The organism is Streptomyces sp. NBC_00019, from assembly GCF_045041015.1.
Lineage (GTDB): Bacteria > Actinomycetota > Actinomycetes > Streptomycetales > Streptomycetaceae > Streptomyces.
Map to the genome: position 1 here is coordinate 4,137,781 of NZ_CP108302.1, position 19,310 is coordinate 4,157,090.

The 19,310-nt window shown below is 70.5% G+C and carries 19 protein-coding genes and 1 tRNA gene; 11 read left to right on the forward strand and 9 right to left on the reverse strand.

From position 1 onward, the window contains the following. Nucleotides 1-7: 7 nt before the first annotated feature. The gene (locus OHU89_RS19485) at nt 8-565 is read right to left on the reverse strand and encodes a GPR1/FUN34/YaaH family transporter (protein WP_405644565.1); all 558 of its coding nucleotides are present in this window, start codon (nt 563-565) and stop codon (nt 8-10) included. Nucleotides 566-715: 150 nt separating this feature from the next. Next, nucleotides 716-1,243, reverse strand: a complete 528-nt coding sequence (locus OHU89_RS19490) for a universal stress protein (protein WP_046260901.1) — start codon at nt 1,241-1,243, stop codon at nt 716-718. A 309-nt stretch (nt 1,244-1,552) separates the two neighbouring features. Here OHU89_RS19490 and OHU89_RS19495 point away from each other — a divergent pair, with 309 nt between their 5' ends. The 5 genes from OHU89_RS19495 to OHU89_RS19515 all read left to right on the forward strand — a co-directional run bounded on the left by OHU89_RS19495 (nt 1,553) and on the right by OHU89_RS19515 (nt 4,905). Then, nucleotides 1,553-1,858 carry a hypothetical protein gene (locus OHU89_RS19495; protein WP_405644567.1) on the forward strand — a complete coding sequence of 102 codons (306 nt, stop codon included), beginning with the start codon at nt 1,553-1,555 and terminating at the stop codon, nt 1,856-1,858. A 377-nt stretch (nt 1,859-2,235) separates the two neighbouring features. Then, nucleotides 2,236-3,429, forward strand: coding sequence for a helix-turn-helix domain-containing protein (locus OHU89_RS19500; protein ID WP_266892012.1), 1,194 nt, complete (start codon nt 2,236-2,238; stop codon nt 3,427-3,429). A 119-nt stretch (nt 3,430-3,548) separates the two neighbouring features. After that, nucleotides 3,549-4,151 (forward strand): oligoribonuclease, encoded by a 603-nt coding sequence (orn, locus tag OHU89_RS19505; RefSeq protein ID WP_405644569.1) that lies wholly within the window; start codon nt 3,549-3,551, stop codon nt 4,149-4,151. 115 nt (nt 4,152-4,266) lie between these two features. Continuing rightward, nucleotides 4,267-4,339, forward strand: a tRNA-His gene (locus OHU89_RS19510). A gap of 65 nt (nt 4,340-4,404) precedes the next feature. Continuing rightward, entirely contained in the window at nt 4,405-4,905 is a 501-nt protein-coding gene (locus OHU89_RS19515) for a GNAT family N-acetyltransferase (RefSeq protein WP_405644571.1), read from the forward strand. Nucleotides 4,906-4,950: 45 nt separating this feature from the next. Here the strand turns inward: OHU89_RS19515 and OHU89_RS19520 are convergent, their stop codons facing one another. Beyond that, the gene (locus tag OHU89_RS19520; protein ID WP_405644573.1) at nt 4,951-6,006 is read right to left on the reverse strand and encodes a LacI family DNA-binding transcriptional regulator; all 1,056 of its coding nucleotides are present in this window, start codon (nt 6,004-6,006) and stop codon (nt 4,951-4,953) included. A gap of 392 nt (nt 6,007-6,398) precedes the next feature. On the opposite strand from OHU89_RS19520, the gene OHU89_RS19525 reads away from it, so the two are divergent. From OHU89_RS19525 to OHU89_RS19540, 4 genes are all read left to right on the forward strand, one after another. Next, nucleotides 6,399-7,721: an extracellular solute-binding protein gene (locus tag OHU89_RS19525; protein WP_266892005.1), complete on the forward strand. Its 1,323-nt coding sequence runs from the start codon at nt 6,399-6,401 to the stop codon at nt 7,719-7,721. A gap of 5 nt (nt 7,722-7,726) precedes the next feature. After that, a complete protein-coding gene (locus OHU89_RS19530; RefSeq protein WP_405644574.1) occupies nt 7,727-8,737 on the forward strand; it encodes a carbohydrate ABC transporter permease in 1,011 nt (336 codons plus the stop codon). Nucleotides 8,738-8,748: 11 nt separating this feature from the next. Then, nucleotides 8,749-9,654 (forward strand): carbohydrate ABC transporter permease, encoded by a 906-nt coding sequence (locus OHU89_RS19535; RefSeq protein WP_405644576.1) that lies wholly within the window; start codon nt 8,749-8,751, stop codon nt 9,652-9,654. A gap of 97 nt (nt 9,655-9,751) precedes the next feature. Continuing rightward, entirely contained in the window at nt 9,752-11,191 is a 1,440-nt protein-coding gene (locus tag OHU89_RS19540) for a GH1 family beta-glucosidase (protein ID WP_405644578.1), read from the forward strand. Between the two features lie 87 nt (nt 11,192-11,278). On the opposite strand, the gene OHU89_RS19545 is transcribed toward OHU89_RS19540, so the two are convergent. The 3 genes from OHU89_RS19545 to OHU89_RS19555 all read right to left on the reverse strand — a co-directional run bounded on the left by OHU89_RS19545 (nt 11,279) and on the right by OHU89_RS19555 (nt 14,951). Further along, nucleotides 11,279-12,751, reverse strand: coding sequence for a cellulose binding domain-containing protein (locus OHU89_RS19545; protein WP_405644580.1), 1,473 nt, complete (start codon nt 12,749-12,751; stop codon nt 11,279-11,281). Between the two features lie 107 nt (nt 12,752-12,858). Then, complete coding sequence (locus tag OHU89_RS19550; protein ID WP_365400347.1) at nt 12,859-14,265, reverse strand: HAMP domain-containing sensor histidine kinase; 1,407 nt, start codon at nt 14,263-14,265, stop codon at nt 12,859-12,861. Further along, nucleotides 14,262-14,951, reverse strand: coding sequence for a response regulator transcription factor (locus OHU89_RS19555; protein WP_266891993.1), 690 nt, complete (start codon nt 14,949-14,951; stop codon nt 14,262-14,264). The genes OHU89_RS19550 and OHU89_RS19555 overlap by 4 nt, the downstream gene beginning before the upstream one ends. 100 nt (nt 14,952-15,051) lie before the next feature. On the opposite strand from OHU89_RS19555, the gene OHU89_RS19560 reads away from it, so the two are divergent. Continuing rightward, nucleotides 15,052-15,561 carry a hypothetical protein gene (locus OHU89_RS19560; protein WP_405644582.1) on the forward strand — a complete coding sequence of 170 codons (510 nt, stop codon included), beginning with the start codon at nt 15,052-15,054 and terminating at the stop codon, nt 15,559-15,561. A 22-nt stretch (nt 15,562-15,583) separates the two neighbouring features. Here OHU89_RS19560 and OHU89_RS19565 read toward each other — a convergent pair whose 3' ends face one another. Further along, a complete protein-coding gene (locus tag OHU89_RS19565; protein WP_405644584.1) occupies nt 15,584-16,453 on the reverse strand; it encodes a spermidine synthase in 870 nt (289 codons plus the stop codon). 78 nt (nt 16,454-16,531) lie between these two features. Beyond that, nucleotides 16,532-16,945, reverse strand: coding sequence for a hypothetical protein (locus tag OHU89_RS19570; protein ID WP_405654566.1), 414 nt, complete (start codon nt 16,943-16,945; stop codon nt 16,532-16,534). A gap of 288 nt (nt 16,946-17,233) precedes the next feature. Here OHU89_RS19570 and OHU89_RS19575 point away from each other — a divergent pair, with 288 nt between their 5' ends. Further along, nucleotides 17,234-18,673 (forward strand): hypothetical protein, encoded by a 1,440-nt coding sequence (locus OHU89_RS19575; protein ID WP_405644586.1) that lies wholly within the window; start codon nt 17,234-17,236, stop codon nt 18,671-18,673. Here OHU89_RS19575 and OHU89_RS19580 read toward each other — a convergent pair. Beyond that, nucleotides 18,670-19,266 (reverse strand): histidine phosphatase family protein, encoded by a 597-nt coding sequence (locus OHU89_RS19580; RefSeq protein ID WP_405644588.1) that lies wholly within the window; start codon nt 19,264-19,266, stop codon nt 18,670-18,672. The two genes, OHU89_RS19575 and OHU89_RS19580, sit on opposite strands and share 4 nt — an antisense overlap. Nucleotides 19,267-19,310 lie beyond the last annotated feature (44 nt).

A 19,310-nucleotide genomic window follows, 5' to 3' on the forward strand; every position in this document is an offset into this window, starting at 1 on the left:
CTGCCCGTTAGCCGGTGGCCGTCACCCCCCGGCCGGCAGCACGCTTCGGAAGCACCGTCGGCCAGTGAGCCATCGCGGCGGTCGCCGCGTACCAGGCCACCGCACCCGCGGCGACGGCGAACCATCCACCCACCTTGGTGAGCCCGTCGTTGTCGGCGAACTGAGCGATGGCCATGAGCACCAGCGCCACGAAGAACAACCCGTAGGCACCCTGCCCGAGTTGGTCCCCGCCCGCGAGGGTGAGAGACAGTGCCACGAGGGCGAAGAGCAGCAGGAACAGCCCGGCCGCGTTGGCGGAACCGGCGTCCGAGACGGCCCATGTGAACCACAGCGCACCCAGCGCCGCGAAAGCCGTACCGTTGCCGGTGTCACGGTCCCGGAAGGCCATGAGACCCGCGACGAAGAGGGCGATTCCGCCCACGTACTGGGCGATTGACACCGCGTCGGCGGCTGTCACGCCGTCGATCACGTCGGTGTGGCCGAGGCCGAACGCCAGGAGGGTGATCCCGAGGGCGAGTCGGCCGACGATGGTGGTGGTTGCTCCCGCGGAGACGTCATTGTCCACGGCGGGCTCCCTTCATGCTGTGCAGTTGTGCGGTGTGCGATATATGCCCTTCACAAGCGCACAAACACCTCTACGCGCCAGTAGATTTACGCACTGCACAACGGGGGCCCGGCCCTTCCCAGGCGGTATCTCACCTGGGACAACGGCGAGTTACGGAATCACAACGACAGGGCGCTTCGCGCGCTTGGCGAGCCGCCCCGCGACGGACCCGAAGATCCGCCCGACGAGTCCGTGCGTGGAACCGACGACGATCGCGTCCGCCTCGTACTCCCGCCCGACCTCTTCGAGTTCATGGCAGATGTCGCCGCCGCGCTCGACGAGGATCCACGGCACCTCGGCGAGATAGTCCGCGCAGGCGAGCTCGAGTCCGAGCACCTCGGTGCGATGGTCCGGCACATCGACGAAGACCGGTGGCTCGCAGCCCGCCCACACGGTCGTGGGCAGCCGGTTGGCGACGTGGACGATGATCAGGCCCGAGCCGGAGCGGTGGGCCATGCCGATGGAGTACGCGAGCGCGCGCTCACTGGATGTGGAGCCGTCGAAGCCGACCACTACGCCGTGCTTGAAGGCGGGGTCGCAGGAATGGCGTGGCTCTTCCGCCGCCAGGGGCTCGGCCGCCGTGGGGTCGGCGACGGGCCGCTTGCGGTCCGCGGGTTCAAAGAATTCGTGACCGGCCATGGCTGTCTCGGCGTTGTGATCCTTTTTGGGAGGGACGACAGTGTGCGGCGGAGCTGTGTCCGGGAATCATCTTCCCAACCCCATACCCCAAGGGTACGGCGGCACGCCTCCTTAGCCCAGATCCCGCGCACGGTCGGTGGGGGTTCCAGGGAGCATGCACGAGGGTGCGCCCGTAACGCAATGGCTGCTGCGCTGTACAGGCGGTTTGCACAGGATTCACGCCACCGTACGGTCCTGACGGCCGTACGCTCAGTGACCGACCGCTCGAACACGCGTTGAACCCGGCAGTCACGCCCCAGGGAGCAACAGATGTCCGGACACCGACCCCCCTCCGAGGACTCCGCCACGGACGTGGTCCGCTGGGCGGTGTTCAGCTGCGTCCTCGTCCCCGTGGTCCTTCTCTGGTACGGCACCTCGCTCGCCGGTGCGGCGGGCACGGCCCTCGGCCTGGCCGCCGTCACGGCCGTCTGCCGGGTCCTGCTGCGCCAGTCGGAGCGCGGTGCGGCCCGGTTGCTCGCCGAGGAGAGCGCGCCCCATCGTGGCCGTCGTCACAGGAGCGGAACCGGGGCCCATCGAGGCGGTCGTCACACTGGGGGAAACTCACCGGTCGCTTGACCGGTTTCCGTGCACGGACCCGTATCTTTTCAGCCAACTTCCGGCCACCGCGCATCCGTTGCCCCCACCACCCCCCACCCCCCGTTCGACCTGCACGGAAAGGGTCTCCAAGGCCCCTCGCACCCTACGTGGATTGGCCACTACGACGAGGCGCACTTCCCTGCACGGCCCGTGAGTGCAACGCTTCGTGATCGAATGCTTCACGCCAAGTTGCCATGTCGACAATGTGCCGGTTGCCGAACTGGTCACCCCGGCACCACTGGACACAGTAGATTCGATCTTGACGTCTTACGGCGGGGGACTCGTGCAGGACCGAGGGGAAACGTGCAGGAGCGACACAACCGAGGAGCCGCGACCACCGAGGGGGGCTTAGCAGTATGAGCCACGACTCCACTGCCGCGCCGGAAGCCGCGGCCCGGAAACTTTCCGGGCGACGCCGCAAGGAGATCGTCGCGGTGCTGCTGTTCAGCGGCGGCCCCATCTTCGAAAGTTCCATACCACTGTCGGTGTTCGGGATCGACCGCCAGGACGCCGGCGTGCCGCGCTACCGCCTACTGGTGTGCGGCGGCGAGGAAGGCCCACTGCGGACCACAGGGGGCCTGGAACTCACCGCGCCACATGGCCTGGAGGCGATCTCACGGGCAGGCACGGTCGTCGTGCCGGCCTGGCGTTCGATCACCTCGCCACCACCGGAGGACGCGCTCGACGCACTGCGCCGGGCGCACGAAGAGGGCGCCCGCATCGTCGGGTTGTGCACCGGCGCCTTCGTCCTGGCCGCGGCGGGCCTGCTGGACGGCCGCCCCGCGACGACACACTGGATGTACGCACCGACGCTGGCCAAGCGCTATCCGTCGGTACACGTGGATCCACGCGAACTGTTCGTCGACGACGGCGACGTACTGACATCGGCCGGTACCGCGGCCGGAATCGATCTCTGCCTCCACATCGTGCGGACGGACCACGGCAACGAGGCGGCGGGCGCACTGGCCCGGCGTCTGGTGGTCCCCCCGCGCCGCTCCGGCGGTCAGGAGCGCTATCTCGATCGATCTTTACCAGAGGAGATCGGCGCCGACCCGCTCGCCGAGGTCGTCGCCTGGGCGCTGGAGCACCTCCACGAGCAGTTCGACGTGGAGACGCTCGCCGCGCGCGCCTACATGAGCCGTCGCACGTTCGACCGCCGCTTCCGCTCGCTCACCGGCAGTGCGCCGCTGCAGTGGCTGATCACCCAGCGGGTGCTCCAGGCGCAGCGGCTGCTCGAGACGTCGGACTACTCGGTGGACGAGGTCGCGGGGCGCTGCGGCTTCCGTTCGCCGGTGGCGCTGCGCGGGCACTTCCGCCGCCAGCTGGGCTCGTCGCCGGCGGCGTACCGCGCGGCGTACCGGGCGCGGCGTCCGCAGAGCGACAGGCCGACCGAGAGCGACGGAGCGACGGGCCCAGTGGGCCCGGCACCCGTTCTCCATCCGGAGGGCGGCCCGGTCCCGCTCCAGACCCGGCGTACGGCGGCGGCGAGCTCGATGGGCCCGTCGACCCAGCTGTCGGCGAGCCTGCCGGGACAGCGCAGCGGATCGTAACGACGTACCGGAACGCCGGACGGGATGACCGACTCATCCCGTCCGGCGTTCGGGCGTGCGCTCAGGTCCGCTGCACCGCCGGGCATCCCAAAAGGCGACGTCAGCTTTAGGGTGGTCGCATGAACGATCGCATGGTGTGGATCGACTGCGAGATGACCGGCCTCTCGCTGTCCGACGACGCGCTCATCGAGGTTGCCGCCCTCGTCACCGACTCCGAGCTGAACGTACTCGGCGAAGGAGTGGACATCGTCATCCGACCGCCGGATCAGGCGCTGGAGACGATGCCGGAGGTGGTGCGTCAGATGCACACCGCGTCCGGGCTCCTCGACGAGCTCGCCGGCGGCACGACGCTGGCCGCGGCCGAGGAGCAGGTCCTCTCCTACATCCGGGAACACGTCAAGGAGGCCGGCAAGGCCCCCCTGTGCGGCAACTCCGTGGGCACCGACCGCGGTTTCCTGCTCCGGGACATGCCGACGCTGGAGGACTACCTCCACTACCGGATCGTCGACGTCTCCTCGGTGAAGGAGCTCGCCCGGCGCTGGTACCCACGGGCCTACTTCAACAGCCCCGAGAAGAACGGCAACCACCGCGCTCTCGCCGACATCCGCGAATCCATCGCGGAGCTGCGCTACTACCGCGAGGCCGTGTTCGTGCCGCAGCCCGGCCCCGACTCGGACACCGCGAAGAAGATCGCCGCGAAGTACGTCCTGCCTGCTCAGTAGGTGCGTCAGGGTCCGCCGTTGGGGCGCCGTAAAAGCCGTGCACGAGCACCCCCTCGGACCCTGTACACTTTTTCTCGGCCGGTCAGGGAAACCTGAAGCAGTAAAGCCGGTCATGGTGGGTGTAGCTCAGCTGGTAGAGCACCTGGTTGTGGTCCAGGAAGTCGCGGGTTCAAGTCCCGTCACTCACCCTGAGTAATCAGCCGGTGACCTCGATACAGAGGTCACCGGCTGATTCGTTTTCCCGGGAGCCCACGTGCACACCGAACTCATCCGCACGGCCCGTCTCGACCTCCTCCCGCTGCGTGTGGACCACGCCGAGGAGATGTCGGCCGTGCTCGCCGACCCGGCCCTGCACATCTTCATCGGCGGAGCGCCCCTGAACGTCGAGCAGCTACGAGCGCGCTACGAACGTCTGGTCACCGGTTCCCCCGACCCGGCCGTCTCCTGGCTCAACTGGGTCCTGCGCCGGCACGCGGACGAAACCCTCATCGGCACCATCCAGGCCACGGTCACGGGTAAGCACGAGGCGGAGATCGCCTGGATCATCGGCACCCCCTGGCAGGGCCAGGGCCTGGCCTCGGAGGCCGCCCGGGGGCTGGTGACCTGGCTGGTCCGCCATTACGTCCGGACCGTCACGGCCCACATCCACCCGGACCACACCGCATCAGCGGCGGTCGCCACCGCAGCGGGCCTGCTCCCCACCGACGAACAACACGACGGCGAGACGCTCTGGCGGCTGTCTCTGGGCGCCTGAAGCGGACCGCCAACCGCCTTGCGCTCCCGTGGGGTTGGCGGCCGCCTACGACGACGTACGCTCCACCAGCTCCGTGGCCAGCACCACCTGCCGTCTCTCCAACCCCCGCGACACCGCCGGACGGCGGTCCGCGATCTCGGTGAGGAGGAGGTCGATCATGTGGCGGCCCATCTCGGCGATGGGCTGGCGGACGCTGGTGAGGGGCGGGTCCATGTGGCGGGCGATGGCGGAGTCGTCGTAGCCGACGAGGGCGACGTCGTCGGGGATGCGGCGGCCCGCCTCGCGGAGCGCCTGGCGGGCGCCGGCCGCCGTAACGTCCGAGGCGGCGAAGACCGCGTCCACGTCGGGAACGCGGGCCAGCAGCGCGGCCATCGCGCGGGTGCCGCCCTCCTCCGAGAAGTCACCCGCTTCGATCAGGTTCTCGTTCGCCTCCAGGCCCGCCTCGCGCAGCGCGTCCCGGTAACCGTCGATACGGCGCTGGGCACCGTACACATCGAGGCGTCCGGTGATGTGCGCTATGCGGGTGCGACCACGGGACAGCAGGTGTTCCACCGCCTGCCGGGCGCCGCCGTAGTTGTCCGAGTCCACCGAGGGAAGCGTTTCCGCCACCGAGCGCGGACCGCTGATCACCGACGGTATCTCCAGCTGGGCCAGCAGATCCGGCAGCGGGTCGTCCGCGTGCACCGAGACCAGCAGTACGCCGTCCACGCGATGCGCCGCCAAGTACTGGGCCAGCCGCTGCCTTTCACGGTCGTTGCCCGCGAAAATCAGCAGCAGTTGCATCTCCGTGTCGGAGAGCTCGGCCGCGACGCCCTTCAGCATGTCCGAGAAGTACGGCTCGGCGAAGAACCGGGTCTCCGGCTCGGGGACGACCAACGCGATCGCGTCCGTCCGGTTGGCCGCCAGCGCACGCGCCGCCGTGTTCGGGACGTAGCCGAGCTCGGCGACCGCCGCCTCCACCGCCGCGCGGGTCGCGTCACTGACCCGGGGCGAGCCGTTGATCACCCGGGAGACCGTGCCGCGGCCGACTCCGGCACGCGCGGCCACCTCTTCGAGGGTCGGCCGGCCACCGCTCCGGCCCCGCGCTCCGTGGGTTGCCATGGGCTCCGCCTTCCCGCCGTATGTTGACGCTGGCCTGGAATGTAACAGTCCTGTCCATCACAGTGAGCGTCCCTGGGGGCTGCCGTCCCCAGACCTCCGAGTCGACCCGAAGGGCCTCGCCCTCACATGCCGGACAGGCCGAAAAGGGTCGGCCGGTGTCCGACCCCCGAGTTAGTTAACAGGCCGATAACTGAAGACATATCTCCTCGCCGACTCCCTTGACACCCCCGCCAAGACCGACGACTCTTCAACTCATCACTGATGGGAGCGCTCCCACAGTACCTGACACATACACATCCCGCACGTTCCCCGCCCGAGCCGCCGCGAGAACTAACGGGCCCAACACTGCAGTTGGCCGGGGGGTCGGCACGTCAGGGCAACAGGAGGACTCAATGCGAGCACGTACCCGAACCGCCCGTCGCAGGGTGGTGGTCCTCGCGGCCGTCGCGTCGCTGGGCGCCGGGCTGCTGGCCGGCTGTGCCGACGACGGTAAAGACGACGACGGAGGCTCGTCGTCGGAGGGCGGCGGCGGCAAGACCAAGATCACTCTCGGCCTCTTCGGCACCGCCGGCTTCGAGGAGTCGGGCCTGTACAAGGAGTACGAGAAGCTCCACCCGGACGTCGACATCCAGCAGACCGTCGTCGAGCGCAACGAGAACTACTACCCGGCGCTGATCAACCACCTCACCACCAACAGTGGTCTCCAGGACATCCAGATGGTCGAGGTCGGCAACATCGCCGAGATCGTCGGGACCCAGTCCGACAAGCTGCTCGACCTGTCGAAGTACGGCAAGAAGAGCGACTACCTGGAGTGGAAGTGGGAGCAGGCCACCACCAAGGACGGCGCGACCATCGGTGTCGGCACCGACATCGGCCCGATGGCCATCTGCTACCGCACCGACCTGTTCAAGGCGGCCGGTCTGCCCACCGACCGCGAGGAGGTCGGCAAGCTGTGGGCCGGTGACTGGAACAAGCTCATCGACGTCGGCAAGCAGTACAAGGCGAAGGCGCCCAAGGGCACCACGTTCCTGGACTCCCCCGGCGGTCTGATCCAGTCGATCCTCAGTGGTGAGAAGGACCGGTTCTACGACGCCTCGGGCAAGGTCATCTACAAGACGAACCCGGCCGTCAAGGACGCCTTCGACCTCACCGCGCAGGCGGCCGAGGACGGACTGATCGGCAATCAGACCCAGTTCCAGCCGGCCTGGGACACCACGATCGCCAACAGCAAGTTCGCCGCGATGTCCTGCCCGCCGTGGATGCTCGGCTACATCAAGGGCAAGTCGAAGCCCGAGGCGGCCGGCAAGTGGGACATCGCCCAGGCGCCGAAGTCCGGCAACTGGGGCGGGTCCTTCCTGACCGTGCCGAAGTCCGGTAAGAACACCGAGGAGGCCGCGAAGCTGGCCGCCTGGCTGACCGCACCCGAGCAGCAGGCCAAGCTCTTCGGCGTCCAGGGCAGCTTCCCGAGCACCCCGGCCGCGTACGACTCGACCGAGGTGAAGAGCGCGAAGAACGACATGACCGGTGACGCGCCGATCGGCACGATCTTCGCCGAGGCCGCCAAGAACATCCCTGTCCAGACGATCGGCCCGAAGGACCAGATCATCCAGCAGGGCCTGACCGACAACGGCGTCATCCTGGTGACCCAGGGCAAGTCCGCCAAGGATGCCTGGGACAACGCCGTGAAGACCATCGACAACAACCTGGACCAGTGACCCGTATGACCACTGGGCACGAAACCGCTGCCGCGCCCCCCGCCAAGGAGGGGGGCGCGGCCCCGGCCCGCCCGCCCGCGGGGCCCTCCGCCGACGAGCGCCGCCGGGCCAGGCTGTCCCGCCGCTGGCAGCGGGACATGCGCTGGAGCCCGTACGCGTTCGTCTCGCCGTTCTTCCTGCTGTTCCTGGCGTTCGGCCTGTTCCCGCTGATCTACACCGGCTGGGCCTCGCTGCACCAGGTGGAGCTGACCGCCCCCACCGACATGAACTGGGTGGGCTTCAAGAACTACACGCGGATCTTCGACGACGACTTCTTCTGGAACGCGGCGAAGAACACGCTGACCATCGGGATCATCTCGACGGTGCCGCAGCTGCTGATGGCGATGGGCCTCGCGCACATCCTCAACTACAAGCTGCGCGCCTCGACCTTCTACCGGGTCGCGATGCTCGCCCCGTACGCGACGTCGATCGCCGCCGCCTCGCTCGTCTTCGTCCTGCTCTTCGGCCGTGACTACGGCATGATCAACTGGGCGCTGAACCAGGTCGGCATAGACAACATCGACTGGCAGAACGACAAGTGGCCCTCGCAGATCGCGGTCTCCACCATCGTCATCTGGCGGTGGACCGGGTACAACGCGCTGATCTACCTGGCGGCGATGCAGGCGATCCCGCAGGACCTGTACGAGTCCGCCGCCCTGGACGGGGCCAGCCGCTGGAAGCAGTTCCTGCATGTGACGCTGCCCGCGCTGCGGCCGACGATCCTGTTCACGGTGGTCGTCTCCACCATCGGCGCCTCCCAACTCTTCGGCGAGCCGCTGCTGTTCGACGCAAGCAAGGGGGCCTCCGGCGGATCCCAGCACCAGTTCCAGACGCTCGGCCTGTATCTGTACGAGCAGGGCTGGGTCAACCACCACCTGGGCCGTGCCTCCGCGATCGCCTGGACGATGTTCCTGATCCTCATCGTCATCGGGATCGTCAACTACGTCATCTCGCGCCGGCTGCGCGCCAGTAGTTAGGAGAACCGGCCGTGACGACGACACTGACTCCGCCCACCGACACGCCCCCGCAGAAGGCCAAGCGGGTACGGCGTCCCAAGGCCGCCCGGGCGGGCGGCACCCTGCACGGCGGACCGATCGCGTATCTGATCCTGATCGTGTTCACGCTCATCTCGCTGTTCCCGCTGGTGTGGACGGCGATCGCCGCTTCCCGCGACAACCAGCGGCTCGCGGAGAACCCGCCGCCGTTCTGGTTCGGTTCGGGACTCTTCGACAAGCTCGAACTCGCCTGGACCGACGCCAACCTGGGCGAGGCGTTCATCAACACCACGTTCGTGGCGGGGGTTTCGGCGATCACCATCGTCATCCTGTCGACGATCGCCGGGTTCGCCTTCGCCAAGCTGCGGTTCAAGGGCCGTAACGCGCTGATGCTGATCGTGATCGGCACGATGATGGTGCCGCCGCAGCTGAGCGTGATCCCGCTGTACATGATGGTCGCCAAGCTCCAATGGGCCGACCAGCTGCAGGCGGTGATCCTGCCCTCGCTGGTCAGCGCGTTCGGCGTGTTCTTCATGCGGCAGTACCTGCTCCAGGCGCTGCCCGACGAGATCATCGAGGCGGCCCGGGTGGACGGCGCGAGCAGCTGGCGGGTGATCTGGCACGTGGTGTTCCCGGCCGCCCGGCCCGCGATGGCCGTGCTCGGCATGCTGATGTTCGTGCAGACCTGGAACGACTTCCTGTGGCCGTTCCTGGTGCTCACCCAGAACGGCAGTCCGACCGTGCAGGTCGCGGTCGCGGGCCTGGGCCGCAGCTACACGCCCGACACGGCCCTGATCATGGCCGGCGCGCTGCTCGGCACGCTGCCGCTGCTGATCGTCTTCGCGATCTTCGGCAAGCAGATCGTCGGCGGCATCATGCAGGGCGCCGTCAAGGGCTGACCTCTGCTTTCCCGGGGGCCGGGTCATCGCCGCCTCGGCCCCTTCCCTTCCCCCCATCTACCCGTCGGTCTCCACGACCTCCAATGGGAGCGCTTCCATGCCTGAGCCCGCTACGCCGGCGACCCCGGTGACCTTTCCCCCCGCCTTCCTCTGGGGCGCAGCCACCTCGGCGTACCAGATCGAGGGGGCGGTGCGGGAGGGCGGCCGTACGCCCTCGATCTGGGACACCTTCAGTCATACGCCCGGCAAGACCGCCGGCGGCGAGCACGGTGACATCGCTGTCGACCACTACCACCGCTACCGCGACGACGTGGCGATGATGGCGGGCCTCGGCCTGAACGCGTACCGGTTCTCGATCTCCTGGTCCCGGGTGCAGCCGACGGGCCGGGGCCCGGCGGTCCAGGTCGGTCTGGACTTCTACCGGCGTCTGGTGGACGAGCTGCTCGCGGTCGGCATCAAGCCGGCCGTCACGCTCTACCACTGGGATCTGCCGCAGGAGTTGGAGGACGCGGGCGGCTGGCCGGAGCGTGACACGGCCGACCGTTTCGCCGAGTACGCGCAGATCGTCGGCGAGGCGCTCGGCGACCGGGTGGAGCAGTGGATCACCCTCAACGAGCCCTGGTGCAGCGCCTTCCTGGGCTACGCGTCCGGGGTGCACGCACCCGGCCGCACGGACCCGGCGGCCTCGCTGAAGGCGGCCCATCACCTGAACCTGGCGCACGGGCTGGCCACGTCGGCCCTGCGGTCGGCGATGCCGGCCCGCAACTCGGTGGCGCTGAGCCTCAACTCCTCGGTGGTGCGGCCGGTTTCGCAGGACCCGGCGGACCTGGCCGCGGCCCGGAAGATCGACGACCTGGCCAACGGGGTCTTCCACGGTCCGATACTGCACGGGGCGTACCCGGAGTCGCTGTTCGCGGCGACGGAGCTGATCACGGACTGGTCCTACGTCGAGGACGGCGACCTGCGGGCGATCAACCAGCCGCTGGACGCGCTGGGCCTCAACTACTACACGCCGGCGCTGGTGTCGGCGGCGGACAACGATCTGAGCGGTCCGCGCGCGGACGGCCACGGGGCGAGCCAGTTCTCCCCGTGGCCGGGCGCGGACGACGTCGCCTTCCACCAGACTCCGGGCGAGCGCACGGAGATGGGCTGGTCGATCGACCCGACCGGCCTGCACGAGCTGATCATGCGCTACACGCGTGAGGCCCCGGGCCTGCCGCTGTACATCACGGAGAACGGCGCGGCCTACGACGACAAGCCCGACCCCGACGGCCGCGTCCACGACCCGGAGCGCATCTCCTACCTCCACGGTCACCTCGCCGCGGTCCGCCGCGCGGTCTCGGACGGCGCGGACGTGCGCGGTTACTACCTGTGGTCCCTGATGGACAACTTCGAGTGGGCGTACGGCTACGAGAAGCGCTTCGGCGCGGTCTACGTCGACTACGGGACCCTCGCGCGTACGCCGAAGTCCAGTGCGCTCTGGTACGGGCAGGCGGCCCGCACCGGAACGCTTCCGCCGGTGGCGGTGGCCGAGTAGGGGCGGCCCCACCACCACCTCGGGGGAAACCGGGGGAGGGGCGCGGCATCCGAGGGGGATGCCGCGCCCCGGCCCGTGGGGGGGGCGTCAGTTGTAGGCCGCGAACGCCTTCGAGAACGCGTGCTGGTCCTGGACGATCGAGCTGCAGGTGGCGTCGGCGTAGTTCTTCGCGCCGCCGGAGCACTGCTTGTCGCGGGTGGCCGACCACATGGACAGCCAGCCGATCCCCTTGGACTTGGCGAAGTTCACCAGCTGGGTGGCGTCGTCGACCTTGAAGATCTCGGTGGTGACGTCGTTGACGCCGATCATCGGGGTGACGGCCACGGCCTTCCAGGCGGCGCTGTCGGAGAGGCCGAGGACGCTCTTGACCTGGGCCTGGGTGGCGGTGGCGGCCTGTTCGGCGTAGGTGCCCATGTCGCCGCTGTAGGCCGGTCCGTAGTCCATCGCCATGATGTTGACGGTGGTGATGTCGACGCCGTTCTTCTTGGCGTCGGCGAGCAGGTCCACGCCCGCCTGGGTCAGGCCCTCCGGCATCACCGGGAGGGTGAAGGAGACGTCCAGGTCCGGGTGGTTCTTCTGGAGTTCGGCTATGGCCTGCGCGCGGCGCGTGTTCGCCGCGGTGTCGGGCAGCGCGCCGCCCTCGACGTCGAAGTCGACCTTGGTGAGGTCGTAGGCGGCCACGGCCTTCTCGTACGCCGCCGCCAGCACGGCCGCCGACGAGCACGTCGTCGCCAGCTCCGAGCCCGCCGCGCCGCCGAACGACACCCGGACGTCGCCGCCCTTGGCGCGCAGCTCGCCGATCTGGGCGGCCACGGCGTCGCTCGCGAGGTCGGTCACGCCGCCCCACTTCGGGGTGCAGCCGCCGCCGTCGGTGACGAAGGCGAGGTTGTAGGCCTTGACGCCGGTGGCCTCGGCGGTGGCGACCAGGTCGAAGGCGGGGTAGAGGGAGGTGTCGACGTAGGGGGCGAAGCCGGCGCTCGTCGTGGTGCCGGTGCCGCTGCTGGTCGAGGGGGATGCGGTGGCCGTGGGGGTGCCGGCCGGTGTGGGCGTGCTGGTCGCCGTCGGGGTCGGGGTGGCCGTCGGGGTCGAGGTCGCTGTCCCGGTCGGGCGGCCGCTGGGCTCCGGTGTGGCACCGTCGTCGGCGGAGCACGCGGCATCGTCGATGAGGCAACCGGCCGGGTCGCCGGTGCCGTTGACCACGAAGCCGACGGTGACGGACTTGCCGGGTGCCAGGCCTTCGGTGTCCCACTTGGCCGGCCGCACGGTGATGTGCTGCCCGCTGACGCTCGACTCGGCGTTCCAGAGCGAGCTCAGCCCGGACCCGGTCGGCAGGTCGAACTCCAGCGTCCAGTCCTTCTCGGTCTCCCCGCTGTTGTTCGTCACGACGTACTGGGCGGTGTAGCCGGTCGACCAGTCACTGGTCCTGGTGTACGCGGCGCCGACCCCGGCCGCCTGAGCCGTACCGGTGAGCAGGATCGCGCCGCCGCCGACCACGGCCGCGGCGACAGCCCCGGCGATCACCTTGTTTCTGCCGCTCACCTTGCGCCGGTGCGTGCTCATGGCGTGCCTGCCTTCGTTGTTCGGGGGTGGGGTGCGGCAGCACGCTAGCGAGCTCGAATCGGGCAAAAGGCCTGTTCGGGACGGGGGTTGAGGATCTTAGGGTGCGCTTAAGGAAGGGATCGGGACCGGTTAAAGGTCGAGACCAATCTGCCGCGCCGCCGGCGTCGTACGCCCCCTCGGTGCCCCCGCCCGGGTGTGCGCTCGCGCCCGGCCGGCTGGATCCAGATCCGCACCTCGGTGCCGCCCAGCACCGACGCCCCGATCCGCACGTCCCCGCCGGTCTCCTCCGCGAGCCGGCGCACGATGTCCAGGCCGAGCCCGGTCGACCCGGCGCTCCCGGACCCACGCCCACGGGCCATCGCCGCCTCGGGATCGCGGATGCCGGGCCCCGCGTCCGAGACCAGCACGATGACCGCGTCCTCGCCGTTGTGCACGTCGACCGCGAAGGCGGTGCCCTCGGGGGTGTGCCGGAAGACGTTGCCGAGCAGGGCGTCCAGCGCGGCCGCGAGGTCGGCGCGGGCCACGGGTATGCGCACCGGCCGCTCCACACCGGCCACCCGCACCTTGCGCCCCTCGTCCTCGGCGAGCGCCGACCAGAACGCCATCCGCTCCCGGACCACCTCGGCGGCATCGCATCCGGCGCCGGGCCCGGCGGCCGCGGTCTGCGGCTTGGCCTCCCTCGCCGTCCGGATGATGGTGTCGACCTCGCGCTCCAGCTGGGCCACCGCGGCCCGGGTCTGCTCGGCGGCGGGCCCGTCACCGAGCGAGGCCGTGTTGAGCCGCAGCACGGTCAGGGGTGTCCGCAGCCGATGGGACAGGTCGGCCGCCAGCTCCCGCTCGTTCGCCAGGAGTTGTACGACCTGGTCGGCCATGGAGTTGAACGCCGCCGCCGCGAGCCGCAGCTCGGTCGGCCCCTCCTCGGGCACCCGGGAGCCCAGCTTCCCCTCCCCCAGTTCGTGCGCGCCCTCGACGAGCCGCTGGGCGGGCTGCACCATCCGTACGCCCAGCCGGTCCGCGACCGCGACCGAGCCGACGATCAGCGCGACGCCGACGCCGGCGAGCACCGCCCATGCCGTGGCGACGCCGTTGCTGACCTCGGACTCCGGGACGTAGACCTCGACGACCGCGATCTCGCCGGAGCTGAGCGCGACGGGCTGGAGCAGTGTGGAGCCGCCGTCCACCTCGCTGGTGGAGGCGCGGCCCAGCTTCCGTACGGTCGCGATGTCCCCGTCGGCGGCGCGCTGTCGTCCGATGTCGACGGCCTGGGCGCCGCCGCCCGCCGGTATGTGCACGGCCATCTCGGCCTCCGAGCCGGCGGAGGCGACGACCCGCTCCAGCTGGTCCCGGTCGGTGGTGATGGACAGGGCGGGCGCGACGGCCGCGGCCTCGCGCTCGGCGTTGGAGAAGGCGCGGTCCCGGGCCATCTCCTTGATGACCAGGCCGAGGGGGACGGCGAAGGCGACCACGACCATGGTGGTGACCGCGAGGCAGACCTTGACGAGTGCCCATCTCACAGCGGCGGCTCCAGCTTCACGCCGACACCCCGCAGGGTGTGCAGATAGCGCGGTCGCGCGGCGGTCTCTCCCAACTTGCGGCGCAGCCAGGACAGATGGACGTCGATGGTCTGGTCGTCGCCGTAGGACTGCTGCCACACCTCGGCGAGGAGTTCCTTGCGGGGGACGACGACGCCGGGGCGGCCGGCGAGGAAGGCGAGCAGGTCGAACTCACGGCGGGTGAGGTCGAGGCGGGCACCGTCCAGTTCGGCCTGGCGGCGCAGCGGGTCGACGACGAGGCCGCCGACCCGGATCACGGACTCCGGCTGCGCCTCGCCGACGACGGCCCGGGACCGTCGTAGGACGGCGGCCATCCGGGCGGACAGGTGTTCGACGGAGAACGGCTTGGTCAGGTAGTCGTCCGCGCCCGCGTTCAGCAGCCGGACGATCTCCGCCTCGTCGTCCCTCGCGGTGGCGATGATCACGGGGACGTCGGTGATGCCGCGCAGCATCTTCAGCGCCTCGGATCCGTCCAGGTCGGGCAGGCCGAGGTCGAGGATGACCACATCGAAACGGATATGGGCGACCTCGCGCAGCGCCTCCAGTGCCGTACCGACACTGCGCACCGTGTGCGCGGCGTCGGTGAGATGCCGGATCAGCGCCGAGCGTACGAACTGGTCGTCCTCGACCACGAGCACACTTGCCATGCGCCGCACCGTACGCCATGCGAGGGAGGCCCATCCGGCGCCTGTGGACAACTCTCACCTGTGGACAACGCATGGGACGGGTGAGGCAGTATGGCCCGCGATGCGCAGAGGACTCGTACACGTACTGGCGTGGTCGCTCGCCACGGGCGCGGCGGTCACGCTGTCGTGGTGGGGCGTCCACACGGTGATGGCGGGCACGGCCTACGACCCCCCGCGCGCCCTGCCGATCACGGCTGCCGACGCGACGACCCAGGAGTCCAAGCCGCTGGCGTCGTCGACGGCGCGTGCGACACCGTCGACGAGCCCGTCGCGCACACCGGCCCGCACTCCGACACCGTCGCCCTCGAAGACGCCGACGAAGACCCCCAGCCCCTCCCCCTCCACATCGGGCCAGGTCAAGAGCTACGACACCGAGGGCGGCCGCGCGGTCTTCGACCTCGGCAAGACCTCGGCGACCCTCGTGTCGGCGACTCCGGGCGCGGGCTGGTCGATGCAGGTGTGGAAGACGGAGACGTGGATCCGGGTGGAGTTCGCCTCCGGCGCGGACCGGGTGTCGGTGTTCTGCACCTGGCACGACAGCGCGCCCCGGGTCGAGGTGGGGACGTACTAGCGGGGGCCCGTTCCGGGGCCTGCTAGCGGAAGACCGACGGCGGCGGCGCGGGGGACGCGACCGCCGCCGCGTCCGTCACCGGTGCCGCCCCTCCCGTGAAGTCGGTGAGGGGCTTGCCGTGTTCGAGGCGGCCGGGGTGGGGGTCGGAGGCGGCCCTGCGGGTGAGTTCGGGGACGGGGAGCGGGGCGTCGGAGACGACCAGGACCGCGTTGCCGAAGCGTTTGCCGCGCAGGACCGTCGGGTCGGCGATCAGGGCGAGGTGCTCGAAGCGGGCGGCGGCCGTGGCGATCTGGCCGCGCAGATGGGCGAGCGGGGGGCCGTCGGCGAGGTTGGCGGCGTAGACGGCGTTGGGCTTGAGGGCTCTGCGGACCTCGTCGAGGAACTCCGTCGAGGTCAGGTGGGCCGGTGTGCGGGCCCCGCTGAACACATCCGCGATGACGAGGTCGGCCCAGCCGTCGGGCACCTTGGCGAGCCCCTCGCGGGCGTCCGTCGAGCGCACCCTGATCCGGGCGTTCGGATCCAACGGCAGCTCGCGGCGGACCAGTTGGACGAGGGCCGCGTCGCGCTCCACGACCTGCTGGGTGGAGCGGGGGCGGGTGGCGGCGACGTACCGGGCCAGGGTGAACGCCCCTCCGCCGAGGTGCACGGCGTGGACGGGCTTCCCGGGCGGGGCGACCAGGTCGATGACGTGCCCGAGGCGGCGCTGGTACTCGAAGGAGAGGTACGCCGGGTCGTCCAGGTCGAGGTGCGACTGCGGCGCCCCGTCGATCAGCAGCGTCCAGGCACGCGCGCGCTCCCGGTCGGGTATGAGCTCGGCGAGGCCGCCGTCGACGGCTTCTACGACGGCTTCGGCGACCGCTTGGCCGCGTCGGCCGCTCCTGGACTTTCCCATGGGGGCATTGTCCCAAGCGGCAGGCGGTCGTGCCGTCGGGGCGGCTTTCGGCCCGCACCGGCGCCGGGCCCCATCACGTCACCGGCAGTTGTCCGCCGCCTCGATCAACCGCGCCGCCTCCCCCAGCGCTGCCCGCAGCACCGCCGGGTCCGTCGCCGGGTCGGCCTCACCCGGTGGCAGCAGCCAGTCCGAGCCCTCCACCGGAGGCTCGGGGTTCAGCCGCAGCCCCCGCCCGTCGGTCTCCGTACAGGTGCTGCCCGGTACGTCCCACGCGGCGGCCGTGCCCGGCGGGACCACGAAGCCGAGGGTGTCGTCACCGTCGTCGTGGAGGACCGGCCCCACCGCGTCCCCCGCCCCGCGCCGCAGGATGTCGACCGCCTCGAGGCCCTGCCGGGTCGGCACCGTGACGAGGTCGCACCCGGCCTCCGGGACCGGTGGTTCGCGGCGCCCCGTCAGCGGCGCACACACTTCGATGCTCTGCCTGGTCTCCATCCCGGCCTCCACCACGGAACCCCTCCTCGTAACGAGCGGGTCGGGAGTCGGGCGGCTCCCGGTCCTGTGGAGTTCAACGCCCGGCGGCGTCAACGGCTACGGCGCAAGTCAGCCGCAAAGGATGGCAGTTCATGGCGGATCCCGGATGAGATATCCGGTTTGTAGCCAAACCCTGCGTGGCGGGTCCGGCACAGCGGGTACGTTCATGCCCGCTGGAAACAGGGTGTCACACGAACAACTCACCCCGAATCCGGCATGGTTCGACGGTTCGCACGAGAGGACCCGGCCATGGCGTCGTCAACGATGACCTCGTCCCAGTACCCCAGGCCACCGCGGCCGAACCTCGCGTTCCGGGAGCTGCGCGGACAGCGCTCCCCGGCCGAGTTCGCCGCGGCGGTGCGCCGGGCCGCCCGCGAGATCGGCGAGCGGGTCAGCTGTGACGCGCGCTATGTGGGCCGAGTCGAGGCGGGCGAGATCCGCTGCCCCAACTACGCGTACGAGCGGGTGTTCCTGCACATGTTCCCCGGCCGCACGCTCACCGACCTGGGGTTCGCTCCCCGCTCGTCCGTACGCGGACGCGGGGCGCGCACCACCGAGGTCGCGCCCCCGGTATGCGTCTCGACTCCCGAGCACGCCACGGGTGAGACACGGGGGGCGTACGAGCCGTATGACACGCAGGACCCCTACGAGACGTACGACAACGAGGAGAGCGACGTGCTGCGTCGCGCATTCATGACCAGCGGGGGCGCCACGGTGGCCGCCGCCTCAATGGGCCCCATCGGGCTCGCCCAAGACGCCGCGGCTGCGGGACGCCCCGTCCGCCGCGTGGGGGCGGGCGATGTGCATGCCCTGGACGAAGCGGTCCGCAGGATCCGGCTGCTGGACGACCGGCACGGCGCGGACGGGCTGTACCGGCGCGCGGCGACGCCGCTGCGCGCCGCGTACGCGCTGCTGGACGCCGGAGCCACCCGGCAGACGACCGCCGACCGCCTGCACTCGGGCGCGGGTGAGCTCGCCATCTCGGTGGGCTGGCTGGCGCACGACTCGGGGCGGTACGACGACGCGCGCTCGCACTACGCGGAGGCGCTCGCGACCGCCCGGATGACCGGTGACGCCGCCCTGGAGTCGCACGCCTTCTGCAACACGGCGTTCCTCGCGCGCGACGCGGGGCGCCCGCGGGAGGCGTTGCGCGCCGCGCAGGCCGCGCAGCGCGTCGGACGCCCGCTGGGCTCCGCACGGCTGATGTCGCTGCTCGCGCTGCGCGAGGCGGGCGGCTGGGCGGGGCTCGCCGACCGCACGGGCTGCGAACAGGCGCTGGCCCGCGCCCAGGTCCTCTTCGACCGTGGCCCCTCGGACGCAGACCCCGAGTGGATGAGCTTCTACGGCGAGGCCGAACTGGAGGGCCTGGAGGCGCAGTGCTGGTCGACGCTGGGCGACTGGCCGCGCGCGGCCCGCCACGCGCACCGCGCGGCCGAGCTGCAGGATCCCCACTTCAGCCGGAACATCGCCCTGTACACGGCCGAACTGGCGGACGACCTGGCCCGCGGCGGCCGGCCCGACGAGGCCGCGGCGGCGGGGATGCGTGTCCTGGACCTGTTGGGTCAGGTGCAGTCGTCACGGATCCAGTCGATGCTGGCCGGGACGGCGCGGGTGCTGCTGCCGCACCGCAGGGCGTCGGGGGTCTCCACGTTCCTGGAGCGGCACGCGAGCGTGCCGAGATCGGCCTAGCCCGCCAGATGCCCCAGGTCGTTCCAGCTCTCGATCGCCGGCTCGCCGTAGGCCCAGCCCAGGACCGACAGCGACGTCGGGTTAAGCCGGATCCGCGCGGCGAAGTCGAGCGGCAGGCCCAGCCAGCGTGCGCCTATGGACCGCAGGATGTGCCCGTGCGCGAAGACCAGGACGTCCCGGTCCGCCGCGCGGGCCCAGGCGACCACCTCGTCCGCGCGGGCCGTTACCTCGGCGAGCGTCTCGCCCTCGGGCACCCCGTCGCGCCAGATGAGCCAGCCGGGGCGGACGGCGTGGATGTCGACCGGGGTCATGCCCTCGTACGCGCCGTAGTCCCATTCGAGGAGCGTGTCCCACTCGCTGGCGCGCTCCTTGAATCCGGCGATCTCGCAGGTCTCACGCGCGCGTGCCAGCGGGCTGGTGCGCACCTCGACACCGGGCAGACCGTCGAGCGGCGCGCGGTGCAGACGCTCACCGAGTAGTTTGGCGCCTCGGCGTCCCTCCTCCAGGAGCGGCACATCGGTCCTGCCGGTATGTTTCCCGGCCAGCGACCATTCGGTCTGTCCGTGCCGGGCCAGCAGGATGCGCGGTGCCATGAGCGGAAGGACCTTTCGAGGAAAAATGCGGGCGGGCCGCATCC